At 33.2% G+C, this 24,159-nt stretch carries 25 protein-coding genes; 7 read left to right on the top strand and 18 right to left on the bottom strand.

The genetic code is table 11. From position 1 onward, the window contains the following. Both Q5I06_RS07665 and Q5I06_RS07660 read left to right on the top strand, forming a co-directional pair. Positions 1–1,149: Eco57I restriction-modification methylase domain-containing protein (locus Q5I06_RS07665; RefSeq protein WP_305517505.1), on the top strand; the 1,149-nt coding region annotated here is incomplete at its 5' end. Positions 1,150–1,151: 2 nt separating this feature from the next. Continuing rightward, positions 1,152–2,333 (top strand): protein kinase family protein, encoded by a 1,182-nt coding sequence (locus Q5I06_RS07660; protein WP_305517506.1) that lies wholly within the window; start codon positions 1,152–1,154, stop codon positions 2,331–2,333. Between the two features lie 9 nt (positions 2,334–2,342). On the opposite strand, the gene Q5I06_RS07655 is transcribed toward Q5I06_RS07660, so the two are convergent. The 8 genes from Q5I06_RS07655 to Q5I06_RS07620 form a co-directional block, all read right to left on the bottom strand. Beyond that, positions 2,343–3,512 (bottom strand): pyridoxal phosphate-dependent aminotransferase, encoded by a 1,170-nt coding sequence (locus Q5I06_RS07655; RefSeq protein WP_305517507.1) that lies wholly within the window; start codon positions 3,510–3,512, stop codon positions 2,343–2,345. Positions 3,513–3,640: 128 nt separating this feature from the next. Further along, entirely contained in the window at positions 3,641–4,642 is a 1,002-nt protein-coding gene (locus tag Q5I06_RS07650; protein WP_305517508.1) for a hypothetical protein, read from the bottom strand. Further along, entirely contained in the window at positions 4,635–5,798 is a 1,164-nt protein-coding gene (folP, locus tag Q5I06_RS07645; RefSeq protein WP_305517561.1) for a dihydropteroate synthase, read from the bottom strand. The genes Q5I06_RS07650 and folP overlap by 8 nt, the downstream gene beginning before the upstream one ends. A 4-nt stretch (positions 5,799–5,802) precedes the next feature. After that, on the bottom strand, positions 5,803–6,441 hold the full coding sequence (locus Q5I06_RS07640) for a DNA polymerase III subunit delta' (protein ID WP_305517509.1): 639 nt from the start codon (positions 6,439–6,441) through the stop codon (positions 5,803–5,805). Positions 6,442–6,448: 7 nt separating this feature from the next. Then, on the bottom strand, positions 6,449–7,000 hold the full coding sequence (locus tag Q5I06_RS07635; protein WP_305517510.1) for a HobA family DNA replication regulator: 552 nt from the start codon (positions 6,998–7,000) through the stop codon (positions 6,449–6,451). Continuing rightward, the gene (locus Q5I06_RS07630) at positions 6,997–8,202 is read right to left on the bottom strand and encodes an aspartate kinase (RefSeq protein WP_305517511.1); all 1,206 of its coding nucleotides are present in this window, start codon (positions 8,200–8,202) and stop codon (positions 6,997–6,999) included. Before Q5I06_RS07630 ends, Q5I06_RS07635 begins: the two co-directional genes overlap by 4 nt. Beyond that, entirely contained in the window at positions 8,202–8,672 is a 471-nt protein-coding gene (locus tag Q5I06_RS07625) for an RNA pyrophosphohydrolase (RefSeq protein WP_305517512.1), read from the bottom strand. Before Q5I06_RS07625 ends, Q5I06_RS07630 begins: the two co-directional genes overlap by 1 nt. A gap of 105 nt (positions 8,673–8,777) precedes the next feature. Beyond that, positions 8,778–9,086: a c-type cytochrome gene (locus Q5I06_RS07620; protein WP_305517513.1), complete on the bottom strand. Its 309-nt coding sequence runs from the start codon at positions 9,084–9,086 to the stop codon at positions 8,778–8,780. Between the two features lie 91 nt (positions 9,087–9,177). Between Q5I06_RS07620 and hemW the strand changes: the two genes are divergently transcribed. After that, complete coding sequence (hemW, locus tag Q5I06_RS07615; protein ID WP_305517514.1) at positions 9,178–10,251, top strand: radical SAM family heme chaperone HemW; 1,074 nt, start codon at positions 9,178–9,180, stop codon at positions 10,249–10,251. An 88-nt stretch (positions 10,252–10,339) separates the two neighbouring features. On the opposite strand, the gene tsf is transcribed toward hemW, so the two are convergent. Both tsf and rpsB read right to left on the bottom strand, forming a co-directional pair. After that, complete coding sequence (gene tsf / locus Q5I06_RS07610; protein ID WP_305517515.1) at positions 10,340–11,407, bottom strand: translation elongation factor Ts; 1,068 nt, start codon at positions 11,405–11,407, stop codon at positions 10,340–10,342. After that, positions 11,408–12,211: a 30S ribosomal protein S2 gene (gene rpsB / locus Q5I06_RS07605; protein WP_305517516.1), complete on the bottom strand. Its 804-nt coding sequence runs from the start codon at positions 12,209–12,211 to the stop codon at positions 11,408–11,410. Positions 12,212–12,606: 395 nt separating this feature from the next. Here rpsB and Q5I06_RS07600 point away from each other — a divergent pair, with 395 nt between their 5' ends. The 4 genes from Q5I06_RS07600 (at position 12,607) to Q5I06_RS07585 (ending at position 18,265) form a co-directional block, all read left to right on the top strand. Then, on the top strand, positions 12,607–13,956 hold the full coding sequence (locus Q5I06_RS07600; protein ID WP_420492411.1) for an outer membrane family protein: 1,350 nt from the start codon (positions 12,607–12,609) through the stop codon (positions 13,954–13,956). A gap of 193 nt (positions 13,957–14,149) precedes the next feature. Next, the gene (locus tag Q5I06_RS07595; protein WP_305517518.1) at positions 14,150–15,505 is read left to right on the top strand and encodes an outer membrane family protein; all 1,356 of its coding nucleotides are present in this window, start codon (positions 14,150–14,152) and stop codon (positions 15,503–15,505) included. Between the two features lie 66 nt (positions 15,506–15,571). Beyond that, a complete protein-coding gene (locus tag Q5I06_RS07590) occupies positions 15,572–16,954 on the top strand; it encodes an outer membrane family protein (protein ID WP_305517519.1) in 1,383 nt (460 codons plus the stop codon). 18 nt (positions 16,955–16,972) lie between these two features. Next, on the top strand, positions 16,973–18,265 hold the full coding sequence (locus Q5I06_RS07585; protein WP_305517520.1) for an outer membrane family protein: 1,293 nt from the start codon (positions 16,973–16,975) through the stop codon (positions 18,263–18,265). Positions 18,266–18,271: 6 nt separating this feature from the next. On the opposite strand, the gene Q5I06_RS07580 is transcribed toward Q5I06_RS07585, so the two are convergent. From Q5I06_RS07580 to Q5I06_RS07545, 8 genes are all read right to left on the bottom strand, one after another. Continuing rightward, entirely contained in the window at positions 18,272–18,757 is a 486-nt protein-coding gene (locus tag Q5I06_RS07580; RefSeq protein ID WP_305517521.1) for a shikimate kinase, read from the bottom strand. Between the two features lies 1 nt (position 18,758). Then, positions 18,759–19,352, bottom strand: a complete 594-nt coding sequence (locus Q5I06_RS07575) for an AMIN domain-containing protein (protein WP_305517522.1) — start codon at positions 19,350–19,352, stop codon at positions 18,759–18,761. Next, positions 19,349–19,609, bottom strand: a complete 261-nt coding sequence (locus tag Q5I06_RS07570; RefSeq protein WP_305517523.1) for a hypothetical protein — start codon at positions 19,607–19,609, stop codon at positions 19,349–19,351. The genes Q5I06_RS07575 and Q5I06_RS07570 overlap by 4 nt, the downstream gene beginning before the upstream one ends. Continuing rightward, on the bottom strand, positions 19,606–20,886 hold the full coding sequence (gene eno / locus Q5I06_RS07565; protein ID WP_305517524.1) for a phosphopyruvate hydratase: 1,281 nt from the start codon (positions 20,884–20,886) through the stop codon (positions 19,606–19,608). Before eno ends, Q5I06_RS07570 begins: the two co-directional genes overlap by 4 nt. A gap of 9 nt (positions 20,887–20,895) precedes the next feature. Next, complete coding sequence (gene recA / locus Q5I06_RS07560) at positions 20,896–21,942, bottom strand: recombinase RecA (protein ID WP_305517525.1); 1,047 nt, start codon at positions 21,940–21,942, stop codon at positions 20,896–20,898. 112 nt (positions 21,943–22,054) lie between these two features. Then, the gene (locus Q5I06_RS07555; RefSeq protein WP_305517526.1) at positions 22,055–22,561 is read right to left on the bottom strand and encodes a DUF302 domain-containing protein; all 507 of its coding nucleotides are present in this window, start codon (positions 22,559–22,561) and stop codon (positions 22,055–22,057) included. Positions 22,562–22,643: 82 nt separating this feature from the next. After that, positions 22,644–23,081 (bottom strand): GNAT family N-acetyltransferase, encoded by a 438-nt coding sequence (locus tag Q5I06_RS07550; protein WP_305517527.1) that lies wholly within the window; start codon positions 23,079–23,081, stop codon positions 22,644–22,646. Further along, complete coding sequence (locus Q5I06_RS07545; protein WP_305517528.1) at positions 23,081–24,061, bottom strand: DUF2156 domain-containing protein; 981 nt, start codon at positions 24,059–24,061, stop codon at positions 23,081–23,083. Before Q5I06_RS07545 ends, Q5I06_RS07550 begins: the two co-directional genes overlap by 1 nt. Positions 24,062–24,159: the final 98 nt, after the last annotated feature.

Below are 24,159 nucleotides of genomic sequence, written 5' to 3'. Positions count from 1 at the left end.
TTTGAATTCCCTGAAGTGTTAGATGAAGAAGGGGATTTTGTAGGGTTTGATCTCGTGATTGGCAATCCGCCGTATATAGATTATAGAAGAATTAATGATGATACAAAAGAACATCTTGAAAAAACCTCATATTCATATGGCATTTCTAAGACTGCAAGTATATTTGTATATTTTATTGAAGTTGCAGATTCACTAATACAAAAGCGAGGAAATATTATTTTTATAAATCCAATTTCTTATATTTCATTAAATTCAGGAAAAGGTATAAGAAGTTTTATTGATAAAAATCTAGAACTTATTTCAATATTAGATATATCTGATTTAAAAATTTTTGATAGTGCTTCCACCTACACTTGTATCAATTATTTTGGGCATAAAGATGACAAAAACTCTAGTATTTTATTTGGATACGTAGCAGATAAAAATCTTGATGGAATTAAATATAAAAAAATAGAAGCAAAATATATAGAAAATCTATCTCTATTTTTAAACCCAATTACTGAAAAAATATTTAATATGAATTATGAGACACTAAATAGTTTTTGTGAAGTTTTTTGTGGTCTATCAGTTGCTGGCTTTAGAGAAGATGTAGGTAATATCAAAACTGACAAAAATGCTCCTTTTTTAGAAGCTTCTGATATATCAAAATACAATTACAAACAAAATAAATTCTTAAAAAGAATACCATTTTATTATTCTAAAAATAAGATTGCCATTTTCGAAAATTCGGAAGTTATTTTTATGTCTAGAATGACAAATATCATTCGTTGCTGTTTTCCTCCAAAAGGTTCTTTTGGAGGAAAAATCAATGTTATATGGAATTTTAAAATAGATAAAAAATTTATTCTAGGTGTCTTAAATAGCACACTAATGAATTACTTTTATACCAAAAAATATTTCTCAACACATATGCAGGGTGGTGCTTTTAGTTTTGATACTTTGAGTGTTGGCGAACTACCTATTCCAAAAATTAAACCCAAAAACCAAAAAATTGTTAATGAAATCATCTCTCTAGTTGATAAAATACTCAAACTAAAAGAAGAAGACTGCGAAGCTGATATTTCCAAACTAGAAAAAGAAATAGATACTCTAGTGTATAAACTCTACAACCTCACAGATGAAGATATAAAGATTATAGAAGAGGGTTAAAAATGAATAAAAATGATCTTTCTATTAGAAATACTATAACAAGCACAAAAAAGCAACTAGAGAATCTTTTAACAGAAGAATATATTACACTCTATAATGATTTTGAAGATTGCGATTTAAAACTTATATTCTCAACACTCCATAAACAAATAATTAAGTGTTTCAAATCAATGAATTCAAGATTACCAGCAACAGAAAATAGCAATAGATACTATTGGGCAGATGATAGTAGAGCATTGCTTCAAGTATTAAAAATATCAAAAAAATTTCAAGAAGAATTAAAAAATACTATCTATGCCTTTAAAATAGACGAAGATTATGAAGAATTATTTGATATATGTATAGATTTTTTAAAAGAAAGTTTTGGTAGTAAAATTCCTATAGGGTTAGACACAATAACTATTTATTATGAAATTCCTATTTTTATTAGAGTATCCAATAAGGTAATAAGAAATGATAATTTAAATTTTGAACTAAAACTCATAGGAAATGGCTCATACGCACATGTATTTAAATATAAAGACGATTACTACAATAAATTTTTTGCAATAAAAAGAGCAAAAGAAGATTTGACTGATAAAGAATTAAAAAGATTTCAAAGAGAATTTGAGATAATGAAGGAATTAAAAAGTCCTTATATTTTAGAAGTATATTATTTTAAAAAGGATACAAACGAGTATTGTATGGAATATGCTGATCTTACACTTCAAAAATATATTGATAAAAAGAATAATAAATTAAAAATAGAGGAAAGGAAAAGTATAGGTCTTCAAATCATTAGGGCTTTCAAATACATATGGAACAAAGGATTTCTGCATAGAGACATAAGTCCAAATAATATCCTTTTAAAAAAATATCATGATGTAGTAGTAGTAAAAATCTCAGATTTTGGGCTTGTAAAAATACCTGAGAGTGATTTAACAAAGCACGAAACTGAATTAAAAGGTTCTTTTAATGACTTCTCAGACTTATCACAAATTGGTTTTGAGAACTACGATAAAGTTCATGAAATCTATGCTCTCACAAGGATTTTATTTTTTGTAGCAACTAGAAAAACTAGAATAGAAAATCAAAAATGTGATTTTTTGGAAAAAGGCACAAATGGTGATAAAAACAAAAGATATAAAACACTAGAAGAGCTAGAAAAAGACTTTTCTGGTTTCTTGGAAAATCTCGAAAATTAAGAGAGGGATTTACCCTCTCACAAATTTTTCGATCCTCTTGATACCCTCAGTAATCTGCTCTGTAGAACAAGCAAAAGAAAATCTCACATACCCTTCCATCCCAAAGGCACTTCCAGGCACTAACGCCACGCCTTCTTGTGATAAAAGTTCGCTACAGAATTTCATCGAATCCCCACCAAATCTGCTTACGCCTTTGATATTGATAAAAAGATAAAATGCCCCCTGAGGTTTCTGAACGCTAAGTCCTGCGATATTATTGATAAGCTCACAGCCCAAATCCCTTCGCTTTTCAAAGGCATCTCTCATCATTTCTATATCATTGTCCGCATCGCCACTGAGAGCCACTACAGAGGCTTTTTGTGTGATAGAGTTGATGTTAGAAGTGCATTGGCTTTGGAGATTATCCATTAGCTTCACTAGCTTGTCATCTACACTAGCGAGATATCCCATCCTCCAGCCTGTCATCGCAACAGCCTTGCTCAGACCATTTACAGTGATAGTTCTTTTCATCATATCATCACTGATAGAAGCCACAGAGGTAAAACTCACGCCATAGAGAAGTTTCTCATACATCTCATCACTCACGACCCAGATTTTGGTATCCTTTAGCACTTGTGCTATTTCAGTGAGTTCAGCTTTTGTATAAACCATACCAGTAGGATTAGAAGGTGTGGTAAGCACGAGGATTTTTGTCTTTGATGTGATAGCTTCTTTGAGTTGCTTAGCAGTGATCTTGAAATTGCTATTTTCATCAGTGTTGATAAATACAGGCTTACCCCCGCTATAAGTGGCGAGTTCTGGATAAGTTACCCAATATGGAGCAGGAATAATCACTTCATCGCCATCATTTATAAGTGCTTGGAAGATATTAAATAGAGATTGTTTTGCACCATTACTCACTAGAATCTGCTTGGGAGTATAGGAAAGGTTATTGTCTTTTTTGAGTTTTTTGCAAATCGCCTCCCTGAGTTCAGGTATCCCAGCTACGGCAGTGTATTTGGTAAAACCTGAATTCAAGGCTCTGATAGCCTCATCTTTGATAACTTGGGGTGTGTCAAAATCAGGCTCTCCAGCAGAGAAGCTAAGCACATCTCTACCTTTTGCTTTGAGTTCGGAAGCCAGAGTGCTGATAGCAATAGTCGCGGATTCTGATAGATTTTGGATTTTTTGAGAATACATATTTTTCTCCTTGAATTTTTGATTATTTTAGCTGAAAAAAATTGCAAAGTATTTAATTTTAAAAAAATAAATCATTTTTGCTGTATTTTTAGAAAATTATAAACACTATACATCAAATATCGTTTGTTTTATATGAATTTAGTTTTCAAGATATTTTGATACCCTTTGATAGCTGTGTTAAACTTATTGAGAAATGCTTTATTTTTATTCGTCAGATAATTCACCACTCTGTGGAGAATATCGCTATCTAGTTCTGTAATAGCATCTAGTGCAGCTCTTGAAAAGTCTGTGTCATTTGGAGAGTTTAACGCCTCCTCTAGGGCTTTGGTATGCTTGTTGAAAAGCTTTTTGTCAGCGATTTCTCTTTTATCTTGCTCTATAATCTCATTTTTCAAAAAAACTAATTTTGACATTGAAAGCTCTTTGAGAAAGCTTCTAGGATAAGAGTGTGTGAGTGTCAACACTTCTTGAACAAGATTTATTTTTTCAGGTGTTTCATCATAGTAAGCCTTGTAGTTTTCTTCCATCAATTCGGGCATAAAGCTTTCCATTATATCAAGCTTAAATTCTGAAATCTGTTGGATATTTTTGATGTAATTTTCATCTTCTGAGAGATGGTAGATTTGTTTGAGTTTCTGAATATTGTCTCTATTTTTTTCATAATAGTCCATCAGCTGAATCCTCTCTTCATCAGGAAGAGAGGAGAATCTAACCTTTAGTTTTTCTAGCCATACTTCTTGGAGTTGTCTGTATTTCACTTTTAGGATTTTTTGGATTTTTACTGCTGGAATCCTCAGATAAGATCGAAAAATCTCCAAAAACTCTTCATAAGTGTAATCATCAATATATTCATCAATCATATCATAGACTTTTGAAATATTTTTTCCTATTTTTTCAATTTTTGTTTTGAGTTTGCTAGGGCTATTATAGTTTTTTGGACGATTCTTGATTGTATTGCCGATCTGTTCATCAAGCTCTAATTGAAAAAGATGAAGATATTCCAAGCTTTCTTCTTTATATAACTCAAAAAGCTCTGAATCATTCAAATGATTAAGTTCAGTTTGTGTATGCCCACGATTGGTTAGATAGATCTTCATTAGACTTGATGAAAGATAGCTTGTTTTAGACATTAGCACTCTTTAGAGATTGATAGATTTTCAGACAATCAATATGTTCATCCACATCATGAACTCGCAAAATATCCGCTCCATTTTGAAAAGCAATTAGATGAAATGCGAGTGTCCCACTAAGCCTCTCAAGAGGTGGTTTCTCCACAATAGAACCTATAACGCTTTTTCTACTTGCTCCAATAAGTAGCGGATAACCAAAATGCTTGAAATGCTTTAAGTGATTGATAAGAGCTAAATTTTGAACTTCGTTTTTGGCAAAACCAATTCCGACATCTAAAATAATATCATCAATTCCATATGACTTCAAACAATCAATTTTTTCAGCAAAAAAACCATCTATATGTACAAACAAATCTTCATAATCAGTAAATTGATCCATATCTTTGGGTGTACCTTGTGTGTGCATCAAGATAACTTTTGCATGATGCTTTGCTGCAATTTTAAACATATCAGGATAAGCAAATCCACTCACATCATTGATGATTTTAAATCCATGAAAAAGTGCAAAATCTGCGGTAGCTGGATTGTATGTATCGATACTAAATATCACCTTTTCGTTCAAATGTTCATTTTTGATGTATAGGGCAATCTCCCTCAAGCGATCTATTTCCTCTTGTGCCTCTATAAGCTCACTACCTGGTCTAGAACTAGCTGGTCCTATATCAATGAGTTTTATACCCTTATTGATAAGGGTGTGGATTTTCTCAATAGATTCGTGCACACTGTGCCTACTAGGAGCAAAAAAGCTATCTGGAGTGATATTAATAATAGCCATAATAGCAGAGGATATTTCCATATTTGATGGAGACTGAGGATTGTTTTTCAAATGTTCTGATATGGATTTTCCAATTTTTTTAAGTCCAAAAGGCTGAATTGCACATTTTTTTGCAATCTGCTCTAACTGTGATTTTGTAGCTATCAAAACACCATCATAGTGACTTTTTTGACCCAAAATACACTCATAGGGTGTAGCAAAATCCCCTCCAACACTCAACGCTTCTTGTTTGAGTATATTTGCCGCTGGAAGAGAAGCAGAAGTGATATGAAAGGCAAAAATATCGCCTTTTTTATTCATAATCTTTAATCCACCCTCATCACTATTTATTTTTTTGATGTAATCATAAATTGCTTGAGGATTGATTCTTTTAATGGACATAGGGCTATTTTTTTGCATTCTTTGCCTTTAGGTTTCGTAATACCATCAATAAAAGCGGTAAAAAAATGTAGGAATCTTTTTGATAGTTTGCATTAGCTTCCAAAGCCTCATCAAAACTCTTCAAATCACCTTCATTAAAACTTATTCCGAGTTTTTTTATCATAAATAACAAAGACTGAATTTTTTCTTTAGTGGTATCTCTTGAGGGGTTTGGAGCTGAGTCCAAAGATTTTAAAAAATTGTAGATAGATTTTAATGAAAGATTTTTAAGATCTATATCCAACTCTTCAAAAATTTTTGGGTTTCTGTTATCTTGAATCTGCAGCCTTGATCTAATGGTAGGCAAAATAGAAGTTTTATTTTTGGCGATCAAAATGAAACGAGTTTTTGAAGGGGGCTCTTCAAGAACCTTCAAGAGTGCATTTTGTGCAAAATGATTATAAGAGTTTGCTGCGATAATAATTGTTTTTAGCTCTTCAGAAGCAATATAGGCCTCATTGATAACTTCATGAGAATCCTCAATTTTAAATTCATCACGTTCAAAAAGTCGCAAAAAAGCAGGAGAAATACCCTTGCTCTGTTCTGATGCTTCTTGGGATATATTGCTATTTAACACAATCATTCCACTATAAGCTTGTTCCATTTTGCCTCTATTCTAAGATAATTTTTCCAAACAAAGCATCAAAAAGAGTTTTTTCAAAAATCCTAAAAAGCTGGATAAGTTTATAATCTATCATCGTATCAAGAGAACTCAATGTCAATCCATCTTGAATAGAGTCATCAAAAATCCAAAAAAAACCATTTTCTCTGCTGAAGGCTAGATTTGCCAATGGATTACCAGTTTTACCAATATACCAAAACATATAATCTTTATAAGATATATCAAGTGCATCATTTATTAAAGAGTTTTCCTTAAATACTTTGGGCAATAAGTCAGTGAAATTAAACACGGGTAAGATCGGTCTTGACTTCCCACCTAAACGATTTATAGATGAAACGATATATTTCCCAAACCATTGCCTATCTTCATCAGTACACACAAGGAGTGTTCCTCCATTTAATATATGACCGATAGTCCTGGAAGTCATTGAAACCCACTGATAACGTTCCATTTCTAGCCATCCACTCATCATAGCAACACTTTCACTCTCTTCTCTAATCGCCTTAAGCATCCAATCTGATATTTCAATCGCAGCTGTCATTTGTCTAGCTCATATACAGAATGAAGTGTTCGAACTGCAAGTTCAGAATATTTTATGTTAATAATCATAGAAACTTTGATTTCGCTAGTGCTTATCATCATAATATTGATATTTTCTTTTGCCAAAGCCTTAAAAGCAGCACTTGCAACTCCAGAATGAGACTTCATTCCTACGCCAACAATCGATACTTTTGCAATATCACAATCATAATCAATAGATTCAACATTATCTAAAAATTTATCTAAAACTTTCTTTGTCAAATCCGTCTCACTCTCAGAAATAGTAAAATCAATATCCGTCTTTCCATCTCTACCAATAGTTTGGACAATCATATCTACATTGATATTATTATCAGCAAGAGAACCAAAAATATCAGCAGCAATTCCAGGTCTATCTTGAACATTTGCGATACTTACCCTTGCTTGGTTTTTATCAAGTGCGATACCGCTAACAATTGGTTTTTCCATAATGTTTTCCTCCGTAGTAATTAATGTGCCTTCATCGTGGGTAAAAGAACTTCTTGTGACAAGTGGAACATTCCATTTCTTTGCCAATTCTACAGATCTATTCAATAAGACTTTAGCCCCCATAGAAGCAAGTTCCAGCATTTCATCATAGCTGATCTTATTTATTTTTTTGGCATTTTTCTCGATTCTAGGATCGGTGGTATAAACTCCATCTACATCTGTATATATCTCACACAAATCAGCATTTAAAGCACCTGCTAATGCAACTGCAGACAAATCACTTCCTCCCCTACCTAGTGTAGTTACCTCTCCTTTTTCTGTGACTCCTTGAAATCCAGAAACAACAACGATATAACCTTCATTAAGTAAATCGGTAATTTTTTGAGTATTTATATATTCAATCCTAGCTTTTGTATGCACACCATCAGTAATGATACCCGCACCTCTACCGCTTAATGAAATAGATTTATACCCCATCGAATCTAAAGCAATTGCCAAAAGAGCACTTGTGATACGTTCACCACTACTCAAAACCATATCAACTTCTCGCTCGATTGGGAGTTTTGAAAAATGCTTTGTGTAGCCTATTAAAGTATCTGTTTGCCCACTCATTGCTGAGACAACTACCACCAAAGAATGCCCTATTTTTTTTGTTTCTAACACACGATTAGCGACATTTTGAATCCGATCACAATCGCCCATGCTTGTTCCACCATATTTTTGAACAATCAACATTACAAATACCCTTCTTTCCTAAAATAATCAATCACTTGTTTATAAACTTGTTTTTTAAAATGCGTAATTTTCTCAAACAGTTCATCATAGCCTACGAATTCATATCTATCAAATTCTGGAATATCAGTTTGAATATTGATATTTGAATCATTTTTCAATCTCACGAGAAAATATTTTTGTTCCTGTCCATCAAATGGATAAAATTTCTTACTTATGCTGGAAGGAAAATCATATCTTATCCAGGTTGGAAATTCAGCAATCACCTCTACTTCATCTGTGCCTATTTCTTCCTTCAGTTCTCTAAAAAGTGCACATAAGGGTGTTTCGCCTTGATCGATTCCTCCTTGAGGAAATTGCCAAGCTCCTTTAATATCACTGCGTTGAGCAACAAAAAATTCACACTTGCTAGGGTAGTTTGAAGATAAAACAACTGCAGCTACATTTGGTCTGTAGCTTTTTTTAATCTGCATAAATTGCTCCGATTTAAAATTATTACAGCATTATAAATAAAAATTGCTTTAGAGTGGTTTTGTTAGAAGTGAATTTTGAGTAATTGGGGAAAAAATCCCCAAAGATTATTTTTTGAGAGTTGGGATGTATTTTGCTAATGCGTCAATATCTGCATCGCTTAGGGATTTGGCTTGACCCCACATAGTTGCTCCCATTTTATATTGGTTTAATGTTCCTGCTTTGTATCCTAATAAGTCAGCTTTGATCTTTTCTGGGGTAAGGGTATTAACAATCTTGCTTTTACCTAATGCTGATTTTTCCATATTTGCTCCATGACAAGCTTGACACTTTGTTTTGATGATAGTTGCAGGATCTGCTTGTAATCCTATAGCCCCTAAAGCCAAAATCGTAAGTGCTAACAATGATTTTTTCATTTTCGTTCCTTTTTTGATAAAATTACAATCGTAATATTAATGCTAAAATCGTTAATACTTTATTAATAAAAAATTAAAAGTTTTAAAACCTATGATACTTTATATCCATATTCCATTTTGTACTAGTAAATGTGGTTATTGCACATTTAATTCTTATGCCAAAGAAGATCATCTCAAGCTTGAATATATGAAAGCATTGCAAAAAGACATTATAGATTCGCTTAAACAAAACACAGAAACTATTGACTCTATATTTTTTGGTGGAGGAACGCCAAATAGCATCGAATCTAAGTTTTATGGAAATATTTTTGAAGCAATATGGAAATATTCAAAAATATCAAAAGATTGTGAAATTACAACAGAAGCGAATCCTGAACTAATTACTCAGCAATGGTGTAGGGATATGCAAAGTTTTGGAGTAAATCGAATGAGTGTAGGAGTGCAAAGTTTTTTTGATGATAAACTTTTATTTCTACAACGTGAGCATAACTATGAAGATATTCATAAGTGTATAGATTTGATCTATCAAAGCAATATTAAAAATATCAGCATCGATCTTATATATGATACCCCACAAGACAATAAAAACAGGATTTTTGAAGAAATAAGAAATGCTTCCAAACTCCCTATAAACCATATATCTGCATATAGCTTAAGTATTGAAAAAGATTCTAAACTTGCACAAATATATGAAAAAAATCCTCAAACAAATTCATTTTTTGAAGAGATAAGAGAAGCATTATCTGAATATGGATTTCATATATATGAAGTTTCAAATTATTCAAGAGGTTACAAAGTAAAACACAATCTTGCTTATTGGAGAGGAGAAGAATACATCGGATGTGGAGCAGGTGCTGTCGGAAGAAAAGGATATATAAGATATTATTCTCAAAGAAATATAGAAAAATACATCAAAAATACATCAAAAAAAGACATCGAGCACTTAAGTAAAAACGACCTAGATAATGAAGCGATATTTTTAGGTCTGCGTTCTGAAGTGGGAGTTAGTCTTGATATACTAAAAGATAAACAAGAAAAGATAAAAATCTTGATTGAAGAAAAAAAATGTCACTTGATTGAGGAAAACTATAATAAACAAAAGATTCAAAAACTAGTGGCAAATGATTTTTTTATCGCTGATGAAATTGCCTTGTGGCTAATGTAGATTATAAATAAATCGAGCAACGATTTCATGGAATCAGGGATTGATTCCATAGGTAGAATTTGGCTTATTTTTATGGAGAGGAGACAAATTACTTCATCTGTGCCATAACTTCCTCTGCAAAGTTTTCAACTTTTTTCTCTATACCTTCACCTAACTCAAATCTAATATATTCAAGAATTTCAATTTGATCGTTAAGTTCTTTGGATTTATGTTCAATGGCCTGCGCCACTGTTTTTTTGTCATCCATTACAAAAAACTGTCCTAAGAGAGTCATTCTTTGATCTATTAGTGTATTATCAGCTATAAATCGATCTATTTGACCAGGAATAATTCTATCCCAAATAGCCTCTGGTTTATTTTGTTTTTTTAGTTCTTCTTTGATAGCATTTTCCTGATTTTTTAAAACATCATCAGTAATTTCGATTCTGCTAATATATTCAGGGATATGTTTTAGAGGCTTCCCAAGTCTTCTAAGCTCTTCGTTCTCTTTTTCGACCTCTGCTATTAGAGCGATCTTTTCCTTTTGGATAAAGTCTAAGTCAAAAGATTTGTAATCCAAAACTTGAGGTTTCATAGCAGCAGCATGCATACAAATGTTTCGGATAAATTCACCACAAGCTTGAAGATTCTTCTTATCCTTATAGCTAGCAGAAATAAGAACACCTACCCTACCATTAGAATGCACATATCCATTTACGATTTGATTTGTCCCTGCAGTAATACCTGCTATTCTTCTCACAACGATATTTTCACCGATTTTAGCGATTTGGGTTTTGAGATATTCTCCATATCCCATCCCATCAATAGAGCTTTTTTCTAAGTTTTCCAAACTAAATACTGCCATATCTTTTGCTAGATTTGAAGTCTTCTCTACAAGATCTTTAAACCCATCATTTTTTGCAACAAAATCGGTTTCACTATTGATTTCAATCATCACAGCCTTAGAAAAATCAGCAGAAACCTTAATAGATACAACGCCTTCAGAAGCAATTCTATCGGCTTTTTTTGCGGCCTTACTAAGTCCCTTTTCTCTGAGGTATTCAACAGCTTTATTGATATCTCCATCTGTTTCTACGAGTGCTTTTTTGCAGTCCATCATCCCTGCATCGGTCATTTCTCGTAGCTGTTTTACAAGTTGTGCGTTGATTTCTGCCATTTATTCTCCTTCCATCATTTCTTTTGTAAGCTCAGCAGTAACCTCTTGAAGAAGTTCTTTTTTCTCTTCGTCCGAAGCAGGTTCACTTTCTTCTCCTTGAGCTTCTTGAACGCTTTCATCTTTTCCTGCAATCTCCCTACCCTCAAGAATAGCCTCACTCATTTCTTTACAAAATAGCTGTATAGATCGAATCGCATCATCATTTCCAGGAATTGGATAATCAACCACATCTGGATCGCAATTTGTATCCAAAGGTGCTACAACAGGTATGCCAAGTCTTCTAGCCTCTGCAACAGCAATTTTTTCCTTTACAACATCAATCACAAAAATCATATCAGGGGCTTTTTTCATATGTCTAACCCCACCTAGATATTTGTCAAGTTTTTCTTTCTTTCTCAAAATCATCAATTTTTCTTTTTTTGTAAGTAAATCAATTTGACCACTTGCTTCCATATCTTCTATAATTTCAAGTTTTCTAACAGATTTTTTTATCGTACTGAAGTTTGTGAGCATACCACCTAACCATCGATAATTTACATAAGGAACTTGGATTTTTTCTGCATATTCTTTGAGTGTCTCGTTAGCTTGTTTTTTTGTACCTACAAACATAATGGTTTTACCTTCAGCAGTAGCGTCTCTAACGATATTGTAAGTATATCGAAAATATCTAAGTGTTTTTTGTAAGTCAATAATATGGATATTTTTTCTCACTCCAAAAATAAAACGTTTCATTTTTGGATTCCATCTCCGAGTTTGATGTCCAAAATGAACACCACATTCCAACAAATCTTTCATAGTAACCATTGTATTCTCCTTGTTTTTAATCAGTTTCTGCCTCCACGCTCTTTAACGGTAAAACCGCAACCTTTTGAGAACTAGCGTGTGTGAGCTATTTTCGTCTCAATTATAAAATCAAAACGAACTTGTATTTTATCGAAAAAACCTAAGATATAGCTGATTTGAAGGCATATTTTTCAAAAATCATCTTCTAAACTAAGATAAATCAATGATGAAAATCCTAGATATATCTCAAAAAAAATTATGATAGAACTAAAAATATCTTTTTATAATTATTATTAAATTATGAATAAATTATGAATAAATTATGAATATTTATTATTTTAAACTAGAATTCCAGTTTCATAAAATCAGACAAAGGAGCAAAAATGTCGAAAAAATACAAAGCCTTATTTATATCTATGTTGGCAATTAGTAGCGTACAAGGATTTGACTATAAGGTCAGTGGAGGAGCGATAAATTTTTCAAAGTTTGGTTTTAATAATGATAAAATCGATACAGAAAAGGGTAAATACCCTACAGAAAGTTTTGTCAATATTATGGGCAAACTTCAAATTGATGCAAACATTGTAGATGGTCTCACTCTAGGATTAGGTGGGGCTATTGGAGGGCAAGTTTATGATTCTACAAAGTTTGTCAAAGATAGTAATGGAAATATTCCTACTCCAAATGGGTTGGGATATGAATATATGGGGGAATGGAATCAATGGTATCCAGATTATTATTCGCCAGCTGCTACAAGTAGAAATGCAAAGAACTATATTATTTACAACGCATATTTGGACTACAAATATAACGATATGTTAGATGTGAAAGTCGGTAGATATGAATCAGATATGGACTGGTTCTATCAATATACAGAAGGAGCTCAAGCATCACTAAAATTAGGTGATTTTAAGCTTTATGGTTTTACCTCTTGGGGGAGAGGAATTGCCGATGGTCAATGGTTGTATAACTTTTATCGTCTCAAACGTTATGGTGTCCATGCAGTTGGACTTAACTGGACACATTCTGGGGTAAGCATCGAACCTTATGTGTGGTTTTCTCCTCAAACTTACACAGCTCCAGGTATAAAAGCTGTATATGATAGCAATCCTGGTTTTTCAGGTTCTGGATTCCGATCGCAAACTACCTTTTACGGAATGTATGTCTATCAAGATAACAATTCACTAGATGGAAGATATGCTCCTGCCAGATACAATACTTGGAGTCCTTCTTTAGATGGTGGAAAATGGGTAGGATTGCAAGGACCTGGCGGAGGAACGATTCTTATCAAACAAAGATTTGATATCAATAACTATAATGTTGGTGGAGGTATTTATATCAACATAGGAAACCCGAATCAGAATATTGGAACATATGGAAATCCAATCGGTATTGAACAATGGACAGATAGCATTTATAATATTGGGAATGCCGGTATCAACAACATCACTGCTGCAGATGCACAAACCTACTTTTTGCAAGGTGGAGGGGATTATGGAGCATTCAAATGGAGTATGGTTGGTAGAATAACTACAGCTCCTAGAGCAAATGAACAAAGTTTGGCACTTTACCTAGATTATCAATTTACCCATAACATAGAAGCAGGACTCAAACTAGAGTGGTTTGATTCCACCACGAAAGCGGGATACAATCCTGGTGCAGGATTTTTTGATGACTTAGGCAATAATATCAGTCCTGGAAACCTAGATCACTCCATCACTCAAGATAGAAGCCATTTGATGACACACATCAGCTACAAATTCTAGTTTTTTTCAAAGTGTTTTCATAGAAACCAGTCTTTTTATGAAAACACTTTCTTCATCTAATAAAATGTTACAAATATAAATCAAAACTTTTTCATCAAGCAATATTATTGCACACCTTAAACTTCTTTTAATGCTTTATATGTCTTAAATTAAGAATGGCACAATTCAAACTAAAACTAACAGGAGAGCATCTATGAAAAAAGCAATACAGAGTGCTGTGATATTTTCCGCACTTACTTCGAGTATTTACGGCTTTGATTATAAAGTGAATGGACAAGTGCAAAACTGGTCCAAATTTGGTTTCAATAATGACAAAATTAATACCACTGAAGGTAAATATCCCACAGATTCATTTTCTGTTCTCACGGCCTCTTTGGGAATAAATCTCGATTTAGGAGCTGGTTTTAGTGCAGGAGCAACAGGAACAATAGGCGGAATAGTATTTGACAATACGAGATTTCAAGGTGATGGAAATATTATTTATAATCCAAATGGACTAGCATATAACTATTTTGGGTTTTGGCCAGGCAAGGACTATCGCTCTCCTTCTACTGCTAGAACTACAAGAAATTATGTTCTTCAAAATTTGTATATTGGCTATACATACGATAAATATATTGAAGCAAAAATTGGTCGTTTTTCAGTTCCTGGCGACTGGCTCAGTGGGTATATACAAGGGGTATCTTTACAATCTTATGCAGTTCCTTATACTAGAATTTGGGCATTTACAACGGTTAAGAGAGCAAGTGTTGGAGGAAAATGGCTCAAAGATTTTAAATATATGAATCAAAATATTCCTGTAGATAATGGAAAAGGATTTTATGTCTATGCCGCAGGAGCAGATTTCAAACGTGATAACTTTATTGCTCAAGGCTATCTATATGCACAAGACTCTAGGTTTATTGCACCAGGATTTCATTTAGGATATGACACTAACCCTGAATTCAAGTCTGAAGGTTTCCGTTCCAAAACCGAGATTTTATTCCTCTATATGCGAGTTGTGGGACCCGCACTCTCAAAAAATACTGCTTATAATAATTATGATGCTCGTATCAATCCAGATTCTCAAGTTGTCGGAAAAGGTGGAGAAAGTTTGATGATAAGACAACGTTTTGATATTGGCAAGTACAATATAGGAGCTATTTTATACAAAAATTTTGGAAACCCCAATGAATTTTTAACCCCATATGGAGATCCTATAGGTTTTGACAACTATGATAATACCGTCTATGATAGTGCTGCTTGGAACAATATATTTCGTAGAGATGCGATTTCTGGATTTTTGTTCGGTGGAGGAACTTACACCAAATTAAGCTGGATGGTAATAGGCAGAATCACTTACTCAAAAAGAGCTGATGAACAAGCTGTAGCTGTGAATGTAGATTACAAATTTCCTTGGAATATCACCGCAGGAGTAAAAGTGGAATGGTATAACAATACAACCTTTGCAGGATATACGCTTGGATCAGGCAAAGCAACTACGATACTTAATAAAACTATTTCTCAAGATAGGAGCTATGCCTCAACCTATATCAGCTACAATTTTTAAGCTTAAGCGAACTTACGCTACAATAAACCCTAAAAATTGCTAAAGAATTGAAGGGGTGTGAAAAAAATGTTTATTAAAAAGATTTTTATTTCACTTTTATTCATTTCTGAGGCAATGCTTGGTATTGATTATAGTTTTTCAGGAGATATCGCAAATTATTCCAAATTTGGATTCAACCACACAAATATTGACAAAAGTACAGGTCGTTATCCCACAGATAGCTTTTCAATTCTCTATGCTACCCCCAATCTCAGCATTCATACTAACAATAATTTTGATATGGGAATTGGATTTGCCTTTGGTGGTTTGATTTATGATTCCACAGAACGTGATCGTGATACATCAGGAAACCTTGTAAATCCCAATGGACTTGGATATAAATATTTTGGATACTATCTGGGAAAAAATGGAAAAGAAAAAGCTAGTGCTAAGAATACAAAAGATTACTTTTTTTCTAATCTCTACATAGGATATGAGAACACATTTTTCAGCCTGAAAGTTGGAAGATTTTTGTTTAGAAATACAGATTGGCTTACCGGAAATCAGGAAGGTGCTGAAATGCACATTAGACCAAGTCTTGGAAAATGGAATACCGATATTTGGGCTGTGCTAACAGAAAAGAAATCTTCTTTGGGAGGGAAATGGCTCAAAGATTTCAAATTTTTAAACTCAAATCCTATACCTACACTTGCAACAGGGATAAAAATCAAAAATTCCCATATGAGTTTCACGCCATATATCCAAACCCAGCCAACTTTATATATAATGGCAGCCTTGCATTTTACCTATAATACATCCTTTGTTATTGGGGATATTCCCATAGAGTCGCAAACAGATTTTTTACCAATGTTTGTTCATCATACACTGACAGCACAGGAAAGATTTTCTGTCTATGATAATGGCGATAGAGCTGTATTTGGAGATATTAATCCAAAAAGTCCCTATCTATATGGCTATGAAGGCAGACTTGTAGAAAAAGGTGGCGAAAGCCTCTATCTTAAGCAAATATTTAGAATTTCTAAAAGTATTTTAAAGCATCATTTTGGATTTCAAATATACAAAAATTTTGGGAATCCAAATGAATTTGTTGGTGGCTGGGGAAATCCTATTGGAATAGATCTTAATGACAGCACTATTTACGATAGAGGTACCGCAAATAATGCCATATTTGCAAGTGACGCATTTAACAATATCTTTTTTTACGGACTTCAATATCAAAATTTTAACATCAATATGCTCAACCGCTATACCATAAGCCCTCGCAGTAACGAAGAAAGTTTTTCGGTAAATATGGACTATCTTTTTCCCAATAAGCTCAGCATAGGTATTAATATTACATATTTTGATGATACAACCAAAAAGGGTTATGAGGTTTATCAAACTTATCTTAAGCAAGATATTAAAGAAGATAGAAGTTATATTTCTACTTATATCAAACATAGTTTTTAACAATTCTAGGGAGAATATATGAAGAAAATTTTTAAAATAGCATTGTTTTGCACAACATTTCTCACTCCATTTTTTGGTTTTGATTTTGAACTAACAGGACAAACTAGCGCCTTCTCAAAGGTTGGCTTTGATGGCAGAAAATACAATCCCCAAAAAAATATATACCCTACAGATAGCTATGCGACAATACTTGGTGAAATGGATTTTGAATTTAAAAATATCACCAAGGGTTTAGATATCGTGATCGGAGGTATGCTTAATGCACTGGTTTATGATTCAACCATCCATCAAGGTCAAGCTGAAGGTTATCCTTATAATTTTGGAACTCAATATATTGGATATTGGGCAGGACATAGTGGCTTAGATGTACAAAGTCCCAGATTTTTTATGATACATAACGCATATATCAATTATAACTATGAAGGTGTTTTTGGTTTAAAAATCGGAAGATACGAAACAGATGGTCAAGATTGGTTCACTGCTTTTAACCAAGGTGGAGAATTTTATGCAAAGTATAAAGATTTCAAAATTTGGGGAATGTTTTCTGATGCAAGGGCTTCGGCATATAATGATTGGTTTTGGGATTATGGACGTTTTTACACACAAGGAGAACCCTTAATGTCAGGTGGAATTGAATTTTCCAAATATGGACTCAGTATATCACCCTACTATTACTATATTCCAAATAGTATGAATGCACCAGGATTTAATATCACCTATGATACAAACCCTAATTTTAACAACATCGGTCTAAGATCAAAAACCACCATTGTAATGCTTTTTCCATTTTATTCAAATATTTCCCCTGAGACTACAGATGTGATAGCTTTCAATGAAATACTAGGTAAAAATGCTCAAAGCTTATTTATACGTCAACAATTCTACTACAATAACTATAATTTTGGCGGGATACTTTATAAAAATTTTGGGAATGCTAATGGTAGGATTGGGGTCTATGGGGATCCTATAACATATAATATTTGGACAGGAAGCGTATATGATTTTGGTCCTGCACTCTCTAATATGGTGGGCAAAGATGCCTTAAGTGGATTTTTGTATGTTGGACAAAAATTAGATAAATTTGATTGGCAAATATTAGGTCGTCTCACAACTAGTCCTCGTGCGGATGAACAAAGCTTAGCATTATATTTAAGTTATGCTTTTAATGAAAAAATCGATGCTGGATTTAAGCTAGAATATATGCAGGTAAATACACACAAAGGCTATCAAATCGGTTCAGCTCCACCTCTTGAGAGTGAAAATTTCTCCGATAGAAGTCATTTGATGATGCACATTACGCGTAAGTTTTAATATTTTCTATACTAGATTTAATATCTCTTTGATGATTTTTTCTATGGGTGCGTCAGCATCCACAATCTTATTAGCAACTCTTTGGTATATCCTTTCACGCTCTTGATACAATCTTTTAGCTTGATGCATATTTTCCAACAAGGGTCTTTTCTTGATTTCATCAGGATGTAATCGTTTTTTTATTTCATCAAAATCTATTTTCAAATATACTACCATTCCAAGTTTAGAAATATCATTAAAAATAGGCATTCCACCACCTGTTGCAATAACTGCACCAAAAATATTTTTCTGCACCCAATGTATAAAATCTCTCTCTAATTCTCGGAAATAAGCCTCTCCTCTTGAGTTAAATATTTCAGAAATACTCAAACCTTCTTGATTGCTGATAAATAAATCACTATCCAAAAATTGTTTTTGTGTGTATTTTGCAAGTTCCTTTCCTACAGAACTTTTTCCACTTCCCATAAAACCTATAATAACAATATTTTCCACTCTATTTTACGCTAATAATATAGTATTCATCTTCTTTATCTATTTTGTATCGATACTGCCCATCTAAAGTAATGACAATTCGGTAGAAATTCTGATGCGTCCCAATGGAGATTTTGCTGTAATATTTTTTTGAAATATCAATACTTTGATTAATATTTTGGGTTTTTCTATCTATATCAATAATTATTCGATAGGGAGTTGGCAAAACAAAACTACGTTGAATGTTTTCAGCACTATGGATATAAAGTTTATTGTCTTTAACAAAAAATTCAAAAGGTTTTATAGCATAATAATTTGTCTCTTCAGAAACTAGAGCATTTTTCTGACTCAAACTCAAAGGATAATGCCAATCAATACTTTTATCAATATTAAATGTTTTTGTATCAATAGAACCATCTATATTCTGATAAGTTACACTCACGCTCTTTAAAATTCTCGCGGTAGTGGGTAATTTAAAATCAAAAGCTTCAAAATATCCTTTTGAATCTTGTATGGAATTTTCAGAGCTATCTTTTGGATTCACGACAGGCTCAAAGGGATTTTCCCTGCCAATAAGTGCATAAAAAATAAAAAAGATGATAAGATTTTTTTTCACGGCTCCAATCCTTTGAGTTCAAAAAGTTGTTTTTGGAGTTTGGAATTCTTATACTGCAATGTATGGACATTATCTTCAAGAGAATTTCGTTTATTTTTTACCTGTATTAAAACCTCTATAGAGTTTGTTCCAAAAAGTAAATATGCCATATAAGCACCAAACCCCATCAATACAAAAAAACTAATAATAATTGCACGATTAACATAAACCATTCGTACAAATTTAAAATAACGATTTCTAGTATTATAATCAATCATCTATTTTTAAAAAGTTCCTTACCAATATATTCAGTGTGTGGAACTTCAGATTCTATTTGAAGTAAACGATTATACTTTGCAATACGTTCGCTTCTTGCGGTTGAACCTGTTTTGATTTCACCTGTGTTGATTCCGATAGCAAAATCAGCAATAAAAGCATCTTCACTTTCTCCGCTTCTATGGCTCATGATACATCTGTAATTATTTCTCTGTGCAAGTCTAACAGTTTGCATCGTTTCACTAAGTGTTCCAATCTGATTGGGTTTTATAAGAATAGCATTAGCGATATTTTTATCAATTCCATGTCTTAAGATGTCTTTATTTGTCACAAACAAATCATCTCCGACCAATTGTATTTTATCACCCAAACGTTCTGTTAAATGTTGCCAACCTTCCCAATCATCTTCACTCAATCCATCTTCAATAGAAACAATAGGATATTTTGCGACAAGTTTTTCATAATACTCTACAAGCTCATAAGAGGTAACTTTTTTTCCTTCTCCTGCTAAATGATATTTTCCATCTTTTTCAACTAATTCACTACTTGCGACATCTAGGGCAATAGATATTTCTTCACCAGGTTTATATCCTGCTTTTTCTATAGCTTTCAAAATAATTTCGATAGGTTCAGCATTATTTTTGAGATTTGGAGCAAATCCACCCTCATCTCCGATGCTCGTGATATGTTTGGAATCTTTTAAAATACCTTTAAGGTGCTGATACACCTCTGCACTAGCCCTCAAAGAGTCTTTAAAAGTATCAAATCCAAAAGGAACAATCATGTATTCTTGAAAATCCACAGTATTATCAGCGTGAGATCCACCATTAATGATATTAAGCATAGGAACAGGCATTACAAGAGCATTAGATCCTCCAATATAGCGATAGAGCGGTATATCTAAAGAATTGGCCGCTGCTCGAGCTATAGCCATTGAAACTCCCAAGGTTGCATTAGCACCTAAATTTGAATAGTTATTTGTACCATCGATACTTTTTAGCATAGCATCAATATGTCCCTGGTCAAAAGGCGTACTACCAATTAACGCCTCTGAAATAGTGGTATCTACATTTTCACAAGCCTTCAAAACCCCTTTACCTAAATAGCGAGATCTATCTCCATCGCGAAGCTCAAGAGCCTCTCTTTTGCCAGTACTTGCTCCACTAGGAACAATAGCAGATTCCATCGTTCCGTCGCTTAAAACAGCTGTAACTTTTATCGTCGGATTACCTCTACTGTCAATAACTTCTTGGGAATAAATATTTTCTATATAGACCATTTAAACTCCTTATTCAGACATTTCATCAAGAGGCTCATCAGGAAGCGGCATAATTTCTTCTGTAGAACCAATCTGTTCTTTTATCTTTGCAGTAATTTCATTAGCTAGGGCTTTATCTTCTTTGAGCAAAACTTTTGCATTTTCGCGTCCCTGCCCCAACTTTCTATCTCCATAACTCAGCCAAGCACCACTTTTATCAACAATATCAAGCTTGATACCATAATCAATGATTTCACCCTCACGACTTATTCCTTCTCCAAACATAATATCAAACTCAGCTTCCCTAAAAGGTGGGGCAACCTTATTTTTGACAACTTTTGCCTTGGCACGATTACCTATTTGTTGTTCATTTTGTTTTAAGGTCGCGATACGTCTAATGTCAATACGAACACTCGCATAAAATTTTAACGCATTCCCTCCAGTTGTAGTTTCTGGACTTCCATAACCCATCTGACCTATCTTCATACGAATCTGATTGATAAAAATCAGAGTTGTATTCATTTTATGCAAAACAGCTGTTATCTTTCTCAATGCCTGACTCATAAGTCTTGCTTGTAATCCTACGTGAGTATCTCCCATTTCTCCTTCTATTTCTGCTCTTGGTGTAAGTGCGGCTACGGAATCTATCACCACAAGATCAACAGCTCCGCTTCGAGTGAGTGTCTCAAGAATCTCCAAAGCTTGTTCGCCATTATCGGGTTGAGAAACGAGCAAATTTTCCGTATCTACTCCTAGTTTTTTAGCATAATAAACATCTAAGGCATGTTCTGCGTCAATAAACGCACAAATACCCCCATTTTTTTGACATTCAGCAACCACTTGAAGACTCAAAGTTGTTTTACCACTTGATTCAGGACCATAAATCTCAATAATTCTGCCCTTAGGAATTCCACCGATTCCAAGAGCCATATCTAACCCTAATGAACCTGTAGAAATCGCGTCAATTTTCTCCATTTGCTTATCCCCCAATCTGACCAAGGCACCTTTTCCAAATGCTTTATCAATCTGTTTGAGAGCTAATTCAATCGCCTTCTGCTTTTTTTCATCTATTGCCATCAGATTCCTTTTTGAAAATTTATAGTTTGATATAGAGTGAATTTTATCTAAGTCTTAACTAAAATTAACTTATGTTTTTGGAAATTCTGCAACTTTATGATAAAAAAGACCACTAACGCTTAGTGATATAATCAGTAAATTTCTCATAGCCTTCTTGTGTTCCTTTTATAAAAGCATCATTACTATCAAGCCCTAAACCTTTTGTATAAAAATCAGGTCTCAAATATCCAACAAAAACATCTTTGCCTCTTTGATATATAAGCACTTTCATAGGAAGTTCAATAGCAATATTAGGATGTGCAATCATCTTACCTGTTCCTACTGAAGGATTCCCAAAAACAATCACGCTAGTTGGCGGAAGAGTTTTGTGAAACTCACTCGCAGCCTTAGAATGATCCAAAATAACAAAAAGCTTGATTTTTTGTTGCTTTATAAGATCTTTTGCTCTCTGCAAGGTGGTTTGAAAATCATAGTCACTTTTTTTCAGACTAAAATACTTAGGATCATATTGAGCAATATTTGCAGGATTTACCTGAAGGTTTTTCATATCCAAAACCTCCTTTCCCCAAAGCATAGAAATAAAGCCTATAGATAAGAATGTAGCCAAGATCATCTTCATTGCAAATCCTTTTTTGATAAAAAATATACAGATATTGTAGTGTAAGAATTCCAATATTAAATATCTTGCTACTTTGATTCCATTATTTCATGAGTTGTTTTTTCATCTTGATGCCATCTTCATCTCCATAATATGAAGATAAAACTTTTTGAGTGCTAAACCCCAACAAGAGGTATAAACTAATAGCTTTTTGATTGCTAGATCGAACCTCCAAAGAAATAGATTTTTTGGATGCCTTTAAGGCTAAATTTATTGCATATTCGCAAAGTTTTTTTCCATAACCCTTACCTTGATGTTTTGAATCTACGGCTAAAGAATAAATTCTTGCACTTTTTGCATACATTATCACCAAAAGATACCCTGCAATCTCTTCACCTTCACAAAGTACAAAGATACGATTTTTTAATTTGAAGTGATATCTAAAGATGGAAGGAGTGAATCTTCCCTCTTTTAGGGTAAAAAGAGATTCTTCCAATCTATAGAGTTTTTTCAAATCATCTTGTTTTGCACTTCTAATCATTATTTTTGATAGATAGTATATTTTGGAACTAGTTTTTCAGGCCTATAAGACATCTTTACTTTTTTGAGATTTTCAAATCCCATATCATCACCAACATTAATATATTCGGTATTGTATTTATCCTTTAGGACTTTACAAAATTCTCTAAAAATAAATTGAGCACAACCTAAAACCTCAAAGTCAGTCTTTTCAATTAATACACTAGCTGTATCTTCTCTTACTTGTTCCCCGACAGTAAAGCCCTTAAGCTCATCTTCAATATAGATAACAAGTCCAACCAACCCGAGTGCTTGATAATCTTGCAAAACCCTCTTGACTGCAAGACGTTCTTGATAAATTCCATCCATAAAATTATCCACTTCTTCCTTAGGCATATATTTAATACGATCACTTACCCATTTATTAAAAAGATTATTGATAGGAATAGTATGAATATCTGGATCAAGAGTTTCTATTTTAAAATCAGGATAAGCTTTTTTGAATTTATTAATTTCATTTCTTTTCACATGATAGGCATTCCCCTTGAGTTCTATGAGATCATCTGTTTTATAGATGTAATCTACAAGTTTTTTCTCAATGATATAGTTTTCCAAAGATGAAAAAATAACCTCTCCCTCATTACTATAAGTAATAAATCCCTCCAAAAGATCATTGCAAACATATTCGATCTTGGAATAATAATTTGAAGAGTTATTTTCATTCATAATTTCAAAACACTTAAAAATTGCATTATAAGAATTCTTTGGATTTCCAAGAGGTGGGAGCAACATTGAAAGCTCCCCCCCGGTCATGACAAACAAACAAAATGTATCATCAATGATTTCATAAAAACCACTTGTTCTTGAAAGCCATATATAGTTAGCTGCAAATGAATAGTCACTCACATCCACTTGTGTTTTCTGCAAATATTCTTCCATAATCGCTTTTGTCTCTAAGACAAAAGGCTTAAGCTTGTATTCTGAAATATTTATTGTTGCCATAATCAAAAACCTTTATTTAATTTTGGGCGGAATTATACTCTTAAATACTGGTTTTGAAGTTATTATTTTAGATTTTTGAAAAGTATGAAAAATATTTA

This window comes from Helicobacter cappadocius, from assembly GCF_030688855.1.
GTDB lineage: Bacteria > Campylobacterota > Campylobacteria > Campylobacterales > Helicobacteraceae > Helicobacter_J > Helicobacter_J cappadocius.
This window is presented reverse-complemented; position numbering and strand designations above follow the sequence as displayed.